Consider the following 13,979-nt stretch of genomic DNA (forward strand, 5'->3'; position numbering starts at 1 on the left):
GCCCCATTGTCGCGTACGCCGACGAGCACGAGCCACAGCCGTCGGCCGCGACGTCCCGCGATCGTTAGTTAGGCGCACTACCGACATCGCGTACTCTGGAGCAATGCCCGAGCTCAGCCACCGCCGACGCATGCTGGTTCTCGCGATCTGCTGCATGAGTCTGCTGATCGTGAGCCTCGACAACACCGTGCTGAACGTCGCGCTGCCCTCGATGCAGCGTGAACTGCACGCGAGCACGTCCGGCCTCCAGTGGACGATCGACGCGTACACGCTGGTGCTGGCCTCGCTGCTGACGCTCGCGGGGTCGACGGCCGACCGTATCGGCCGCAAGCGGGTCTTCATGGCGGGGCTGGTCGTCTTCACGATCGGCTCGGTGCTCTGTTCCCTCGCGCCGAACCTCGAGTCGCTCATCGCCTTCCGGATGGTGCAGGCGGTGGGCGGTTCGATGCTCAACCCGGTCGCGATGTCGATCATCACCAACACGTTCACGGATCCGCGCGAGCGCGCCCGCGCGATCGGGGTGTGGGGCGGTGTCGTCGGCATATCGATGGCGGCCGGCCCTCTGGTCGGCGGCCTTCTCGTGGACTCGGTCGGCTGGCGCTCGATCTTCTGGATCAACCTCCCGGTGGGATTGGCCGCACTCCTGCTCACCTTCCGCTACGTCCCCGAGTCCCGCGCCCCGAAGGCCCGCCGCCCCGACCCGGTCGGCCAGCTCCTGGTGATCGCGCTGCTCGGCTCCCTGACATACGCGATCATCGAAGCCCCCCACTCGGGCGCTCCCAAGGTCATCGCCTTCGGCACTCTCGCCCTGGCCGCCCTGCTGAGCCTCCTGTGGTACGAGCCGCGCCGCGCCGAACCCCTCATCGACCTGCGCTTCTTCCGTTCGGCGCCGTTCAGCGGGGCCACGGTTGTGGCGATCAGCGCGTTCGCGGCGCTCGGCGGGTTCCTCTTCCTCTCGACGCTCTATCTGCAGAACGTACGCGGTCTCACCGCCCTGGGCGCGGGCCTGTGGATGCTCCCGATGGCCGCTCTGACCTTCGTGTCCGCCCCGTTGTCCGGCCGCCTGGTCGGCAGCCGCGGCCCCCGCCTCTCCCTGCTCGTCGCCGGAGTGGCGATGACGGCGAGCGGGGTGCTCTTCGCCGCCTTCGAGGCCGAGACGTCGAACGTGACGCTCGTCATCGGCTACGTCCTCTTCGGCCTCGGCTTCGGCTTCGTCAACGCCCCCATCACCAACACCGCCGTCTCCGGCATGCCCCGCGCCCAGGCCGGTGTCGCCGCCGCGGTCGCCTCCACCAGCCGCCAGATCGGCCAGACCCTGGGGGTCGCCGTGATCGGCGCCGTACTGGCCGCGGGTGTGGGCTCGTCCCCGTACCGCGAGGTCTTCGTCTCGGCCGCCCGCCCCGGCTGGTGGATCATCGCGGCCTGCGGCCTCTCGGTCCTGCTCGTCGGCGCCCTGACGAGCGGCCGCTGGGCCCGGCGGACCGCCGAACGCACGGCAGAACGGCTGGAGTCGGCGGAGGTCAAGGCGCAGACGGACGTACTGGCCTGATCCTCTCAGCCTCTCTCGAGGGCGATCGCGTGCAGTTTCTCCAGGCGTTCGCGGGACTCGGCGTCGGCCGGGGCGAACGTCAGCATGCGGGGGCCGCTGTGCGGGCCCAGCCACAAATCGGTGCCGTCCACGGTGAGCAGGCCGACATGGGCGTTGGTGAACTGCTTGCGCTTGCTGCTCGCGCTCACGACCTCGTGCCGCTCCCAGATCTCCCGGAATTCCGGCGACTCGGTACGCAGCCGCTTGAGCAGCATCTTCCAGGCGGGCTCGGCGAGATGACCGGCCATCGAGGCGCGGAACTTGGCGGCCATGACCCGCATGGTCTCCTCCAGCCGCACGAGCGACGACTGCCAGTCCTCGTTCGTGAAGCACAGGAGCATGCAGTTGCGGTCCTGAGGCGGGATGGCGTCGAGGTCGCAGAACAGCAGCCCGTACGTGCGGTTGTAGGCGAGAACGTCGTACCGGCTGTTCTGGATGGAGGCCGGGATCGGATCCAGCTGTCGCAGGAGTGCGCGCTGGGCGTCGGTTACCGACGCGCAGTGCGCGCCGGGTGCGGGGTCGACGGCCCCCGCCAGGTTGAAGAGGTGCGCGCGCTCGCTGGCGTCGAGCATCAGCGTGCGGGCAAGAGCGTCGAGGACCTGGACGGACACCTGGATGTCCCTGGCCTGTTCGAGCCACGTGTACCAGGTGACGCCGACCGCGGAGAGCTGCGCGACCTCCTCGCGGCGCAGGCCCGGGGTGCGTCGGCGGCGGCCGCGGGGCAGGCCGACCTGCTCGGGGGCGATGTGCTCGCGGCGGTGGCGCAGAAAGGCGGCAAGCTCATGCCGCCGGATCACCGACTCCCTCGCCGCCACCGGCTCCTTGTCCTCGCGAGCCTCCGCGTCTTGAATCTCCTGAACCTCCCGGACCATGCTCGTCATGCCTCCAGCCTGCCGTCTGGCCGATCCTGTTGCCAGGTACTGCTGGTACCAGGATGAGCACACTCTGGTGCCCGTCTGGGAGTTGGCCGACGCTGAGGTACGTGACCGACACAGAAACTCTCGACCGCAGTGCCGCCCGCTCCCCCGCCGCCCCACCCGTGCTCGGCGGACTGGGGCTCTTCACCGTGCTCCTCGGCGCGGCGCTCCCCCTCATCGACTTCTTCATCGTCAACGTCGCGCTGCCGACGATCGGCCGCGACCTGTCCGCCGGCGAGGCGGTTCTGGAACTCGTCGTCGCCGGATACGGAGTCTCGTACGCCGTGCTCCTCGTCCTCGGCGGACGGCTCGGCGACATGTTCGGCCGGCGTCGGCTCTTCCTCGCCGGTATGGCCGCCTTCGGGCTGACCTCGCTGGCGTGCGGACTGGCGCCCACCGCCTGGACGCTGGTCGCGGCACGCGTCGCCCAGGGCGCGGCGGCCGCGGCGATGCTGCCGCAGGTCCTCGCCACCATCCAGTCGGCGACTCAAGGCCCGCGCCGCGCCAAGGCCATGAGCCTGTACGGGGCGACGGCCGGGCTCTCCATGGTCGCGGGCCAGATCCTCGGCGGCGTCCTGGTCGCGGCGAACATCGCGGGCACGGAATGGCGCTCCGTGTTCCTGGTGAACGTGCCCGTGGTGCTGCTCGGCCTGATCCTGGCCGCACGCACCGTCCCCGAGACGCGCTCGCAGCACCCCGAGCCGGTGGACGTCCCCGGCACAGTGCTCCTGGCCGTCTCCCTGCTGACCTTGCTGGCACCGTTGACCGAGGGCCGGGCGGCGGGCTGGCCGCTGTGGACCTGGCTGGCGATGGCGGCGTTCCCCTTCGCGGCGGGGGCCTTCTATCTCGTCGAGCGCCGCGAGGACCGCCAGGGCCGTACGCCCCTGGTGCCGCCGAGCTTGTTCGCGCTGGCGTCGCTGCGCCGGGGCCTCGCCATGGTGGTGCCGTTCTCGATCGGCTTCAGCGGCTTCATGTTCGTGATCGCGGTGGCGCTGCAGCAGGGTGCCGGGCTCGGCCCGGTCCCGGCCGGACTCGCGCTGGCGCCCATGGCGGTGGTCTTCCTCGTCGTCTCGCTCTGGGGCCCGCGGCTCGTCACCCGCTACGGCACACGCGTCGTGACCGCCGGCGGACTGATCCAGGCGGTCGGCGTGGCCCTCATCGCCCTCGCCGCCTGGCGCTCCTGGCCGGACCTGGGCGTGGTGGAACTGCTGCCGGGCGCGGCCGTGGCGGGCGCGGGCCAGGCCCTCCAACTCCCCGTCGTCTTCCGCGTGATCCTCTCCGAGGTCCCGCCCGCCCGGGCCGGAGTCGGCAGCGGCGTGATGATCACCGTCCAGCAGTCGGCCCTCGCCCTGGGCGTCGCCACCCTCGGCACCCTCTTCCTGGCGCTGGTACCCGGCCTGGGCATGCGAGACGCCCTGGTCACAACGCTGTTGGCGCAGCTGGCGGGCATCGTCCTGACGATCCTGCTGAGCCTGCGGCTGCCCCGTACGATCAGTTAGCGCGCCCGTGGCCCGAGGCCGTCCGTGGGCCAACTCTCCTCCCAAGTAATCCCTGTTGATGTTGGTCTTGCTGCACACTCCTTCTGCGAGCCACCCACAAGAGGAGTTCGTCATGCTGGAGATCAACACGAGCAAGGTCAGCCGCTGGGACCAGCACGGCCGCGAGCACGTCGTACGGGTTCAACGCGCGGGCATGCAGCGCACGGTCAGATGCGATACGTGCGGCTGGAAGAAGGGCGCGCAGTTCCTGCCGTGGCTGAAGGCGGAGGAACACCTCGCGGAGGCGCATCAGGCGACGGTGGATCCGTCGGAGGGATAGCGGAGCCGGTCCCTACCGTGTCCGCCCGGCGTCCACCAGCCGACCGCGCAGGCGGGCCGCGTCCTGGGCGGGCGGCAGTCCGTACGCCCGTCGGTACTCGCGGTTGAACTGCGTCGCGCTCACATACCCGACCGCCTCCGCGACCAGCGCCGCCGTGGCGTCGCCGGCGAGGAGACGGCGGCGGGCCTCCTGAAGTCGCAGATGCTTCTGGAAGCGCAACGGGCTCATGCCGGTGGCGGACTTGAAGTGGCGGTGCAGGGTGGCGGGGCTCATGTGGGCCACCGCAGCGATCTTCTCGATGCTGAGCGGCTCGGTGTAGTGCTCGCAGATCCACCTGGCCGCCGTGCGGACGCGGGCGGCGGCGGTGTCCGCAAGCGTGAAGTGACGCAGGGTCGGGCCGAGGGGACTGCCGAGCAGGCGGTAGAGGATCTCGCCCTCGATACGGTTCGCCAGGGGGCGGATGTCGTCCGGAGTGTCGAGCAGCCGTACCCATCGGGTGACCGCGTCGACGATCTCGGGGGTCATCGGTGCGGTGATCTGCCCGCCGGGCTCGCGCCCGGTGAGCGGGACGGGGTCCGTGCCGTCCAGTTCCAGCAGGAGGTCGGCGAGCATCCGGCCGTCGAGGCGCAGCACCGCCGAGCGGTACGGCAGCCGCTCGAACGTGGAGGTGACCGGCAGCACGAGCGAGTTGAAGAGCATCTCCCCACTCCCGGTCGTCCAGCTCCGGTCGCCCGCGACACTGCTCTTGGAGCCGTCGACGATGAAGCAGATCATCGGCTCGTACAGCAGGTCGATGGGGGTGATGGGCTCGTCCAGCCTCACCAGCCGGAGGCGTGGCACCGCGGTGTCGGACCACCAGTCGTCGCCGTGCCGGGCGATGGCCGCCGCGAGCTCGTCCAGCATGAGGCGCTCCCTGGTTGGCGTGTTCCTGGGCCGGAGCCCTGAGAGGATCAGGCAATCCTATGCGGTCCCCGGCCCATGACCGCGCGGTGCCCGCGCTCGTAGCGTCGACGGCATGACACAGCAGGACAAGAACCAGAGCAGGAACCTGCCGAAGCGCAAGCTCGGCACGCAGGGCCTTGAGGCCGGGGCGATCGGTCTCGGCACGATGGGCATGACCATGGCGTACGGGGTCGGCGACGAACCCGGCGGCATCGCCACCATCCGCAGGGCGTACGACCTCGGCGTCACCCTCTTCGACACCGCCGAGCTGTACGGCATGGGCACCGGGAGCAACGAGCAACTGCTCGGCCGGGCCGTGAAGGACTTCCGCGACGACGTCGTCATCGCCACCAAGTTCGGCTTCGACATGAGCGTCCCGCAGAACGGCGCGGGCTTCGCGCTGAACAGCCGCCCGGACCACATCCGCGAGGTCACCGAGAACAGCCTGTGCCACCTCGGCACCGACCACATCGACGTCCTGTACCAACACCGGGTCGACCCTGACGTACCGATCGAGGACGTGGCGGGCGCCGTCGGCGAGCTGATCGCGGAAGGCAAGGTGCGGTACCTCGGGCTCAGCGAGGCCGGCCCGGACATTCTGCGGCGCGCCCACGCCATCCACCCGGTCTCCGTGCTGCAGACCGAGTACTCGGTGTTCGAGCGGGCGGTCGAGGCCGAAGTACTGCCCGTGGTACGCGAGTTGGGCATTGGTTTCGTACCGTACTCACCGCTGGGCCGCGGTTTCCTCACCGGTGCGGTGAAGCCCGCCGCCGAATACCCCGCGGACGACATGCGCAGCTGGGACGACCGCTGGCAGCCCGGCAACTACGAGAAGAACCTGGCCGCCATCCGCGAACTGACCGCGCTGGCCGACGCCAAGGGCATCACGGTCACGCAACTGGCGCTGGCCTGGCTGCTGGCCCAGGGCGACGACATCGTGCCCATCCCGGGCACCCGCAGCCCGCAGCGCCTCGCCGAGAACGTCGCGGCGGCGCATGTCACGCTGACGCCGCAGGACCTGGCCCGCGTCCAGGAGATCCTGCCGCAGGGCGCGGCCGGGTCCCGCTACCCCGAGGCGATCATGCCGTCCTGGTGAGGCCTCCAGGCCCTGGGCCCTTCACGGGTCCGGGGAGGCGGTCAGGCGCGCAGACCCCGTAGTACGAGGTCGAGGACGGCCTCGAACTCCGCACCGATCCCCGGCCGTTCCCATTCGGGCCAGTCACGCAGCCGGGCCTCCGGTCCGCGGTCCGCGGTCCGCGGTCCGCGGCGACGATACCGGCGAGCGCCTCGGACGTAGGGTCCAGCCACCGCTTGGTCACCGTCTCCCGCAGCGCCGCCTTCGTACGGAAGTACCGGTAGACACTGCCCTGACAGCTGACAGATTTCAATATCTGTCAGCTGTCAGGCGTCAGGTGTCAGTCCCAGCCCTGCTGTCGCCGACTCAGCCCTGCCGCAGCGGCAGCGCCACGTCCACCACCGCTCGACCGCTGTCGAACGTCCCGGTACGAGCCACCGAGCCGTTCAGCAGATCCGCCCGGTACAGCCGCTGCTTGCCGTCGACGCGCAGGACGGCGTACGCGGTGTTGGAGCCGGACCGGGTCGAGGTGTAGATGTCGAATCCCGCGCTCGGACCGGCGTCCACGCCCAGCTTGCCGGTGGGCGCGAGGTTGCCCGCGTTGGCCGGGGACTGGACGGAGACCTGGTCGAGAGCCGTGTCCACGTCGAAGAGGGTGGTGGCGGTCGCCGCGGCGAGATCGTTGTTCGTGTACGCGGCCCCGGTCACCCCCTGCGCCGTGGCCCCGGTCGTGGCGGGAGGGACCGGCGGGTTGCTGAGGGTGCCGTCGACCGCGGTGGCACCCGCGGCCGGAGCGCCGGCCGGGTCGTCGATGTTGTGGCGGAGGTTCTGGCCGGTGTCGCTGATGACCCGCAGCCGGTTCGCGGCCGGGTTGAAGTCGACGCCGAAGGAGTTGCCCTGCAGGGGCACACTCAGCTGCGAGACCTTGGTGGCCTTGGCGCCGATCTCGCGGATTGTGTAGATGCCGCCGCGGTCGCCGACGCCGTACAGCTTGCCGTTCTGAACGCGGTAGTCGATGCCGACCAGCTTGCTGTCACCCTTGAGCCCGTCCACCTTGCCGAGCGGGAGGGCGCGGTTCGGCTGGTCGACACGGAACTTGACGAGCCGCTGCTTGTCGGTGAGCCCGATGGCACTGAGCCGCCCACCCGAGCCCGCCGGCAGCGCCCCGGCACCACCCTTGGCCTCGATCGCCGAAGAGGACGAGGCCGCCGACGACGCGGCCCCCTGCTCCCCGTCACTCCCCGCGACACAGCCGACGGTTCCGATGGCCAGCGCCATGGTCGCGACGCCGATGATTGCCTGCTTACGCATTGATGCCCCCGTGAGAGGTTCACAGCGACCCACCCCCTGCGGGCCGCGTATGCCCACCTCTTCGGAACGGTTTGGGCTTTGGATTGCGAATCCGCCGGTTCTGTTACATCCGTTACGGACGTGACAGAACCGGGGCATTTGAACCGGGCAGGTCCCCGCTGAAAAACGCGCGGTTCCCCGCGCCCCGTAAGGGGCGGGGAACCGCGCGTTTTTAGGGGCGCGGGGAACTGCGCGACCAGCCACAACGAACCCGCAGCCGCCCAACCACACGAACCCGGCAGACGCAGGCGGGTCTGGGGCGCAGCCCCAGTGGGGTCGTCCGGGGCGCAGCCCCCAGGATGGGACGGGTAAGGGCGGCGGGGGCGGACTAACAGCCGATCAGCCGACTCGCCAGGTAACCCTCGATCTGGCCCAGCGAAACACGTTCCTGCTTCATCGAGTCCCGCTCACGCACGGTGACCGCATCATCGTCGAGCGTGTCGAAGTCGACGGTCACACAGAACGGCGTACCGATCTCGTCCTGCCGCCGATAACGCCGCCCAATGGCCCCCGCGTCGTCGAACTCGATGTTCCAGTGCTGCCGCAGCGCAGAAGCCAGCCCCTTGGCCTTGGGGGAAAGCTCCGGGTTCCGCGAAAGCGGCAGCACCGCAACCTTGACCGGCGCAAGCCGAGGGTCAAGCCGCAGCACGGTCCGCTTCTCCATCTTCCCCTTGGCGTTGGGCGCCTCGTCCTCGACATACGCGTCCAGGAGGAACGCGAGCATCGCCCGCCCGACACCGGCCGCGGGCTCGATGACGTACGGAGTCCAGCGCTCGCCCGCCTCCTGGTCGAAGTAGGAGAGGTCCTGGCCGGAGGCCTTCGAGTGGGCACCGAGGTCGTAGTCGGTGCGGTTCGCGACGCCCTCCAGCTCACCCCACTCGTTGCCGCCGAACTGGAAGCGGTACTCGATGTCGGCCGTGCGCTTCGAGTAGTGGGAGAGCTTCTCCTGCGGGTGCTCGTACCACCGCATGTTCTCCTCGCGCAGGCCCAGGCCCGTGTACCAGTTCCAGCGCTGCTCCATCCAGTACTCCTGCCACTTCTCGTCCTCGCCCGGCTTGACGAAGAACTCCATCTCCATCTGCTCGAACTCGCGCGTACGGAAGATGAAGTTGCCCGGAGTGATCTCGTTCCGGAAGGACTTGCCCATCTGCGCGATGCCGAACGGCGGCTTGCGGCGCGAGGTCTGCTGGACCTGGGCGAAGTTGGTGAAGATGCCCTGCGCGGTCTCGGGCCGCAGGTAGGCGACGGAGCCGCTGTCCTGGGTGGGGCCGAGGTGCGTGGAGAGCAGGCCGGAGAACTGCTTGGGCTCGGTGAACTGGCCCTTGTTGCCGCAGTGCGGGCAGTTGACGTCAGCGAGGCCGTTCTCGGGCGGACGGCCGTGCTTGGCCTCGTACGCCTCCTCCAGGTGGTCCGCGCGGAACCGCTTGTGACAGGAGGTGCACTCGGTGAGCGGGTCGGTGAAGGTGGCGACGTGACCGGAGGCCACCCAGACCTCGGTCGCCAGGATCACCGAGGAGTCGATACCGACGACGTCCTCGCGCGACGTCACCATGTAGCGCCACCACTGGCGCTTGAGGTTCTCCTTGAGCTCGACACCCAGCGGCCCGTAGTCCCAGGCGGCGCGCTGGCCGCCGTAGATCTCACTGCACGGGTAGACGAAGCCACGGCGCTTGCTCAGGCTGACGATGGTGTCGATCTTGTCGGCGGCCACGGTGCTCTCTTCATTACGACGACGGCGAAAATTTGACTGGTGCGGTGCGATGGGGGTGCCCCCAGGCGTTTAGCTCTGGGGGAGCCTCGGTGAGGGGTGGTGGTCGGGTGACGGGCGGGCGGTTGCTGCAGGAGCGATCGCTTCAGGTGCGAATGCTTCAGATTACCGGCGGGCCCGCCCCCCGGATCAAATCGGTTCGGGGTCGCGGACCGACGGAGGGCCCAAGCGGGACTTACCCGGGCTTACCCGCCTCTTACTGGGACGCTTGTTGACAATCGTTTCCAGTTTTGTTGAAAATGGGTGTCATGAACGTACGACGACGCCTCGCTGCCTCTCGAATAAACACCGCCGGGACCGCGGCACTGGCGGCCACCGCCCTCGCGATCGGCACTCTCTCCGCCTGCTCCTCCGACTCCAACGCCGCGGAGGGCGAGGGTGGCGGGAAGCTCGACGTCGTGGCGTCGTTCTATCCGATGCAGTTCCTCGCGGAGCAGATCGGTGGGGACCACGTCAGCGTGACCTCCCTGACGGAGCCCGGCCAGGAGCCGCACGACCTGGAGATCAGCGCCCAGCAGACCGCGAAGCTCCAGGAAGCGGACGCGATTCTCTATCTGAAGGGCCTGCAGCCCTCCGTCGACGAGGCGGTGGGGCAGTCCGAGGTCAAGACGAAGGTCGACGCGGCCACGCTGACCAAGCTCGAGGACCTCGGCACCGAGGACGGCCACGAGCACGGCGAGGGGGAAGAGGAGCCCGCCGGCGAGGAGGAGTCGGCCCTCGATCCGCACGTCTGGCTGGACCCGGTGAAGTACGCCGAGATCGCCGAGGGCGTGGGCAAGGCCCTCGAGAAGCAGGACCCGGACAACGCGGCGGACTACAAGAAGAACACCGCGGATCTCGTGAAGAAGCTGGACGACCTCGACACGGCGTACGAGGACGGCCTCAAGAACACCAAGACGAAGGTCTTCTTCACCAACCACGCGGCCTTCGGCTATCTCGCCCAGCGCTACGGCCTGACCATGGAGGCCATCGCGGGCCTGGAGCCGGACAGCGAGCCGAGCGCGGCGCGGGTCAAGGAGCTCCAGGAGGAGGCGAAGGCGGACGGCGTCACCACCGTCTTCTACGAGACACTGGTCTCCGACCAGACCGCCAAGACCCTGGCCGCGGACGCCGGTCTCAAGACTGATGTACTCGACCCACTCGAGGGCATCACCGACAAGTCCAAGGGCGACGACTACTTCCAGGTCATGCAGGCGAATCTGACGGCTCTGGAGAAGGCTCTCGGCACGAAGTGACCGCGTTCAGTACACGCGAGACGAAGCAGCGAACGGAAGGCGCGAGCCATGAAGGCTGACCAGCCCGGGGATCCTGTCATCGCCCTGCGCGGTGTGACGGCCGAACTCGGCTCACGCCCCGTCCTGCGCGGCATCGACCTCACCGTGCACCAAGGTGAGGTCGTCGCGCTGCTCGGCGCGAACGGCTCCGGCAAGTCCACGGCCGTCCGCACGGTCATCGGTCAAGTCCCGGTCACCCGCGGCGAGATCGAGCTGTTCGGCACACCGCGGCGCCGTTTCCGCGACTGGGCGCGCGTGGGGTACGTACCGCAGCGCACGACGGCCGCGGGCGGGGTGCCCGCGACGGTGACCGAGGTGGTGTCGTCGGGGCGGCTGTCCCGGGCCCGCTTCGGAATCCTGCGCAAGGCGGACCGCGAGGCCGTCCACCAGGCCCTCGAACTGGTCGGCATGGCGGACCACGCCAAGCACTCCGTCAACGCGCTGTCGGGCGGCCAGCATCAGCGCGTGCTCATCGCCCGTGCCCTCGCCGCCCAGCCGGACCTGCTGATCATGGACGAGCCGATGGCGGGCGTCGATCTGGCCAGCCAGGAGGTGCTCGCCGAGACCCTGCGTGAGCAGGTCGGCCAGGGGGCGTCCGTGCTCCTGGTGCTGCACGAGATGGGCCCGCTGGAGCCGTTGATCAACCGCGCGGTCGTCCTGCGTGACGGCTGCGTGGCCCACGACGGCCCGCCTCCGCCCGCAGTCGGCCAGCATGCGCTGCCCGGCCACGACCACGTACACCCGCACGCGTCGCACCACGCCGAACCGGTCCGCACGGGCCTGCTGAGCTGAGGAAACTGAAGGACCGGCCATGGACATCCTCGATTACGCCTTCATGCAGCGGGCCCTGCTCGCCGCCGTGCTCGTCGGCATCACCGCACCCGCCGTCGGCATCTACCTCGTGCAGCGCCGCCAGGCCCTGATGGGCGACGGAATCGGCCATGTCGCGATGACAGGCGTGGGCCTCGGCTTCCTGCTGTCCTGGTCCCCGGTCTGGATGGCGACGCTCGTGTCGGTGGTGGGCGCGGTACTGATGGAGCTGATCCGCTGGTACGGCAGGACACGCGGCGACATCGCCCTCGCCATGCTCTTCTACGGCGGTATGGCAGGCGGCGTGATGTTCATCAACCTCGCGCCGGGCGGCTCCAACGCCAACCTCACCTCGTATCTCTTCGGCTCGCTGTCGACGGTGAGCGAGAGCGACGTGACGGCGATCTGCCTGCTGGCGGCTTTCGTGGTACTCGTCACTCTGGGCCTGCGCCGGCAGCTGTTCGCGGTGAGCCAGGACGAGGAGTTCGCACGGGTGACCGGGCTCCCGGTCCGCGCCCTGAACCTCCTGACGGCGGTCACGGCGGCCGTCACGGTGACGGTCGCGATGCGGGTCGTCGGCCTGCTCCTGGTCTCCGCCCTGATGGTGGTGCCGGTCGCGGCCGCGCAGCAGCTGAGCCGCAGTTTCGCGGCCACCTTCGCGATCGCCGTGGCCATCGGTGTGAGCGTGACGATCGGGGGCACGGTCACCTCGTACTACCAGGACGTGCCGCCCGGCGCGACCATCGTCCTGCTGACCATCGGGGCGTTCATCGCCCTGACCGCACTGGCCACGCCGCTGAACCGGCGCCGGGCGCGGGCCATGGCGCAGGCCGCCGGGGACCCGGCGGAGTGCGCGATTCCGGCCACCCGTGACGCCTCGGGGAAGGTCGGCGTCTGACTGCCCTCAGATCGGGCTGGCACAATGGCCCGGCGAGCCGCAGACAGAAGGAGGCAACGGTGACGACCGCTGGACCGCCCGTACGGGGCCGTTCGACCCGGCAGCGCGCTGCCGTGGCCGCGGCGCTGGACGAGGTCGACGAGTTCCGGAGCGCGCAGGAACTCCACGACATGCTCAAGCACAAGGGCGACTCCGTAGGCCTCACCACGGTGTACCGCACGCTCCAGTCCCTGGCCGACGCGGGCGAGGTCGACGTCCTGCGCACGTCCGACGGCGAGTCGGTGTACCGCCGCTGCTCGACGGGGGAACACCATCACCACCTGGTCTGCCGCGTATGCGGCAAGGCGGTGGAGGTCGAGGGCCCCGCAGTCGAGAAGTGGGCGGAAGCGATCGCCACGGAGCACGGCTATGTGAACGTGGCCCACACGGTAGAGATCTTCGGTACTTGCGCGGAGTGCGCGGCGGCGCGGGGGTAGTGGGCGGTTCCGTGAGCGCCCTTCACGGTTACTCCGCTACGGCGGCGATGAACTCCGTCCAGGCCGCCGCACCGATCACCAGGACGGGCCCGTCCATGACCTTGCTGTCCCGGACGGGGACGATGCCGGGGACTCCGTCGGCCACCTCGACGCACGACTCGCCGTCCTCGCCGCCGCTATAGCTGCTCTTGCGCCAGCGGGCGTTGCTCAGGTCGTACTCGCGCATCGTCTGTAGTCCTCCGCCACCGATTCGATCAGGGCCAGGGACGCCTCCGGCGACAGAGCAGCGCCCCTGAGGAGATCGTAATACCCCTGGATGCGCTTCACGACAGCTGGATCGTCCAGCAGGTTCCCCGAAAGCACGCCCTCTGTATAGGCAGTCGGCGGGGCGTCCTCGAACTCCATGAGCGTCATCATCTTGCCCATGGTCGGGTGCGCTCCGGCCGAGAACGGCAGCACCTGTACCAGCACCATGCGCTCGCGGATCATCGCCGCGATGTGCTCCAACTGGGCAGCCATGACGGCAGGCCCGCCGACCGGGACGCGGAGTGCAGTTTCGTGTAGGACCGCCCAATACACGGGGCGTGTAGCGTCCTGGAGGATCGGAGCCCGGTCCATCCGGGCCCTGACCATCTCCTCGATGTACGCCTCCGAGGCGAGCGGCTTGCTGGCCAGGTAGAGCGCGCGGGCGTACTCAGGGGTTTGCAGGAGTCCTGGGACCACCGTAGGCGCAAAGTCACAGATGCTCGTTGCCAGCCGCTCCAACTCCACCACGTGTGCGAAGTACGTATACGGCTGCTCCTTGATGAGCTTTCGCCAAAGCCTCTCGAAAAAACCCTCGGTTTGTAGGACGCCGTCGATCCGCTGCGCCACATCCAACTGCGGCTTCCGAATAGCCTGTTCGAATTGCCCAATGTAGCCGCCCGACACAAAAACGCGAGAACCCAAGTCGGACTGAGTGAATCCGGCTTCCTCCCGCCGCCGTTTCAGCTCCGTGCCGAAGAACTCCCAGGCCGCCTGACGCGAACCATTGGCCATGGCCAACCCCCTTGTACTGCACCAT

Annotated in this window: 14 protein-coding genes and 1 pseudogene; 8 read left to right on the plus strand and 7 right to left on the minus strand. The window is 69.2% G+C overall.

Annotation, left to right across the window (positions count from 1 at the left end; all coding sequences use genetic code 11):
* The first annotated feature begins 103 nt into the window (after window positions 1-103).
* Window positions 104-1,549: an MFS transporter gene (locus ACGFNK_RS01760; protein ID WP_393410913.1), complete on the plus strand. Its 1,446-nt coding sequence runs from the start codon at window positions 104-106 to the stop codon at window positions 1,547-1,549.
* Between the two features lie 5 nt (window positions 1,550-1,554).
* On the opposite strand, the gene ACGFNK_RS01765 is transcribed toward ACGFNK_RS01760, so the two are convergent.
* Entirely contained in the window at window positions 1,555-2,460 is a 906-nt protein-coding gene (locus ACGFNK_RS01765; protein ID WP_393412122.1) for a helix-turn-helix transcriptional regulator, read from the minus strand.
* Window positions 2,461-2,570: 110 nt separating this feature from the next.
* Here ACGFNK_RS01765 and ACGFNK_RS01770 point away from each other — a divergent pair, with 110 nt between their 5' ends.
* Window positions 2,571-4,004 carry an MFS transporter gene (locus ACGFNK_RS01770; protein ID WP_393410915.1) on the plus strand — a complete coding sequence of 478 codons (1,434 nt, stop codon included), beginning with the start codon at window positions 2,571-2,573 and terminating at the stop codon, window positions 4,002-4,004.
* Between the two features lie 112 nt (window positions 4,005-4,116).
* Entirely contained in the window at window positions 4,117-4,323 is a 207-nt protein-coding gene (locus tag ACGFNK_RS01775; protein ID WP_344395465.1) for a hypothetical protein, read from the plus strand.
* A 12-nt stretch (window positions 4,324-4,335) separates the two neighbouring features.
* On the opposite strand, the gene ACGFNK_RS01780 is transcribed toward ACGFNK_RS01775, so the two are convergent.
* A complete protein-coding gene (locus ACGFNK_RS01780) occupies window positions 4,336-5,226 on the minus strand; it encodes an AraC family transcriptional regulator N-terminal domain-containing protein (RefSeq protein WP_393410917.1) in 891 nt (296 codons plus the stop codon).
* Window positions 5,227-5,338: 112 nt separating this feature from the next.
* On the opposite strand from ACGFNK_RS01780, the gene ACGFNK_RS01785 reads away from it, so the two are divergent.
* On the plus strand, window positions 5,339-6,361 hold the full coding sequence (locus ACGFNK_RS01785) for an aldo/keto reductase (RefSeq protein ID WP_393410919.1): 1,023 nt from the start codon (window positions 5,339-5,341) through the stop codon (window positions 6,359-6,361).
* 119 nt (window positions 6,362-6,480) lie between these two features.
* Here ACGFNK_RS01785 and ACGFNK_RS01790 read toward each other — a convergent pair.
* The 3 genes and pseudogenes from ACGFNK_RS01790 to ACGFNK_RS01800 all read right to left on the minus strand — a co-directional run.
* Window positions 6,481-6,632 (minus strand): annotated as a pseudogene (locus tag ACGFNK_RS01790) (TetR/AcrR family transcriptional regulator); the annotation flags it as partial.
* A gap of 74 nt (window positions 6,633-6,706) precedes the next feature.
* Window positions 6,707-7,651, minus strand: a complete 945-nt coding sequence (locus ACGFNK_RS01795) for a DUF4394 domain-containing protein (protein WP_393410921.1) — start codon at window positions 7,649-7,651, stop codon at window positions 6,707-6,709.
* A 367-nt stretch (window positions 7,652-8,018) separates the two neighbouring features.
* Window positions 8,019-9,401: a glycine--tRNA ligase gene (locus ACGFNK_RS01800; protein WP_393410923.1), complete on the minus strand. Its 1,383-nt coding sequence runs from the start codon at window positions 9,399-9,401 to the stop codon at window positions 8,019-8,021.
* Between the two features lie 305 nt (window positions 9,402-9,706).
* Here ACGFNK_RS01800 and ACGFNK_RS01805 point away from each other — a divergent pair, with 305 nt between their 5' ends.
* From ACGFNK_RS01805 to ACGFNK_RS01820, 4 genes are read left to right on the plus strand one after another with little or no spacing between them, the layout of a single operon-like run.
* Complete coding sequence (locus ACGFNK_RS01805) at window positions 9,707-10,693, plus strand: metal ABC transporter solute-binding protein, Zn/Mn family (RefSeq protein ID WP_393410925.1); 987 nt, start codon at window positions 9,707-9,709, stop codon at window positions 10,691-10,693.
* A gap of 48 nt (window positions 10,694-10,741) precedes the next feature.
* Window positions 10,742-11,524 carry a metal ABC transporter ATP-binding protein gene (locus ACGFNK_RS01810; RefSeq protein ID WP_393410927.1) on the plus strand — a complete coding sequence of 261 codons (783 nt, stop codon included), beginning with the start codon at window positions 10,742-10,744 and terminating at the stop codon, window positions 11,522-11,524.
* A gap of 19 nt (window positions 11,525-11,543) precedes the next feature.
* Window positions 11,544-12,440 (plus strand): metal ABC transporter permease, encoded by an 897-nt coding sequence (locus ACGFNK_RS01815; protein WP_393410929.1) that lies wholly within the window; start codon window positions 11,544-11,546, stop codon window positions 12,438-12,440.
* Window positions 12,441-12,499: 59 nt separating this feature from the next.
* Complete coding sequence (locus ACGFNK_RS01820) at window positions 12,500-12,916, plus strand: Fur family transcriptional regulator (protein WP_393410931.1); 417 nt, start codon at window positions 12,500-12,502, stop codon at window positions 12,914-12,916.
* A gap of 28 nt (window positions 12,917-12,944) precedes the next feature.
* On the opposite strand, the gene ACGFNK_RS01825 is transcribed toward ACGFNK_RS01820, so the two are convergent.
* Together ACGFNK_RS01825 and ACGFNK_RS01830 are read right to left on the minus strand one after the other, a co-directional pair.
* A complete protein-coding gene (locus ACGFNK_RS01825; RefSeq protein ID WP_393410933.1) occupies window positions 12,945-13,142 on the minus strand; it encodes a DUF397 domain-containing protein in 198 nt (65 codons plus the stop codon).
* A complete protein-coding gene (locus ACGFNK_RS01830; protein WP_393410935.1) occupies window positions 13,124-13,954 on the minus strand; it encodes a helix-turn-helix transcriptional regulator in 831 nt (276 codons plus the stop codon). The genes ACGFNK_RS01825 and ACGFNK_RS01830 overlap by 19 nt, the downstream gene beginning before the upstream one ends.
* Between the last annotated feature and the right edge of the window lie 25 nt (window positions 13,955-13,979).

This window comes from Streptomyces sp. NPDC048825 (genome assembly GCF_043198355.1).
In the GTDB taxonomy this organism is placed as follows: domain Bacteria; phylum Actinomycetota; class Actinomycetes; order Streptomycetales; family Streptomycetaceae; genus Streptomyces; species Streptomyces xiangluensis.

Bases quoted from the DNA above. Each gene is read 5' to 3' on its own strand.
- ACGFNK_RS01815 (WP_393410929.1), top strand. From the start codon at position 11,544: ATGGACATCCTCGATTACGCCTTCATGCAGCGGGCCCTGCTCGCCGCC.
- ACGFNK_RS01775 (WP_344395465.1), top strand. From the start codon at position 4,117: ATGCTGGAGATCAACACGAGCAAGGTCAGCCGCTGGGACCAGCACGGC.
- ACGFNK_RS01780 (WP_393410917.1), bottom strand. From the start codon at position 5,226: ATGCTGGACGAGCTCGCGGCGGCCATCGCCCGGCACGGCGACGACTGG.
- ACGFNK_RS01760 (WP_393410913.1), top strand. From the start codon at position 104: ATGCCCGAGCTCAGCCACCGCCGACGCATGCTGGTTCTCGCGATCTGC.
- ACGFNK_RS01805 (WP_393410925.1), top strand. From the start codon at position 9,707: ATGAACGTACGACGACGCCTCGCTGCCTCTCGAATAAACACCGCCGGG.
- ACGFNK_RS01795 (WP_393410921.1), bottom strand. From the start codon at position 7,651: ATGCGTAAGCAGGCAATCATCGGCGTCGCGACCATGGCGCTGGCCATC.
- ACGFNK_RS01830 (WP_393410935.1), bottom strand. From the start codon at position 13,954: ATGGCCAATGGTTCGCGTCAGGCGGCCTGGGAGTTCTTCGGCACGGAG.
- ACGFNK_RS01825 (WP_393410933.1), bottom strand. From the start codon at position 13,142: ATGCGCGAGTACGACCTGAGCAACGCCCGCTGGCGCAAGAGCAGCTAT.
- ACGFNK_RS01765 (WP_393412122.1), bottom strand. From the start codon at position 2,460: ATGGTCCGGGAGGTTCAGGAGATTCAAGACGCGGAGGCTCGCGAGGAC.
- ACGFNK_RS01785 (WP_393410919.1), top strand. From the start codon at position 5,339: ATGACACAGCAGGACAAGAACCAGAGCAGGAACCTGCCGAAGCGCAAG.
- ACGFNK_RS01810 (WP_393410927.1), top strand. From the start codon at position 10,742: ATGAAGGCTGACCAGCCCGGGGATCCTGTCATCGCCCTGCGCGGTGTG.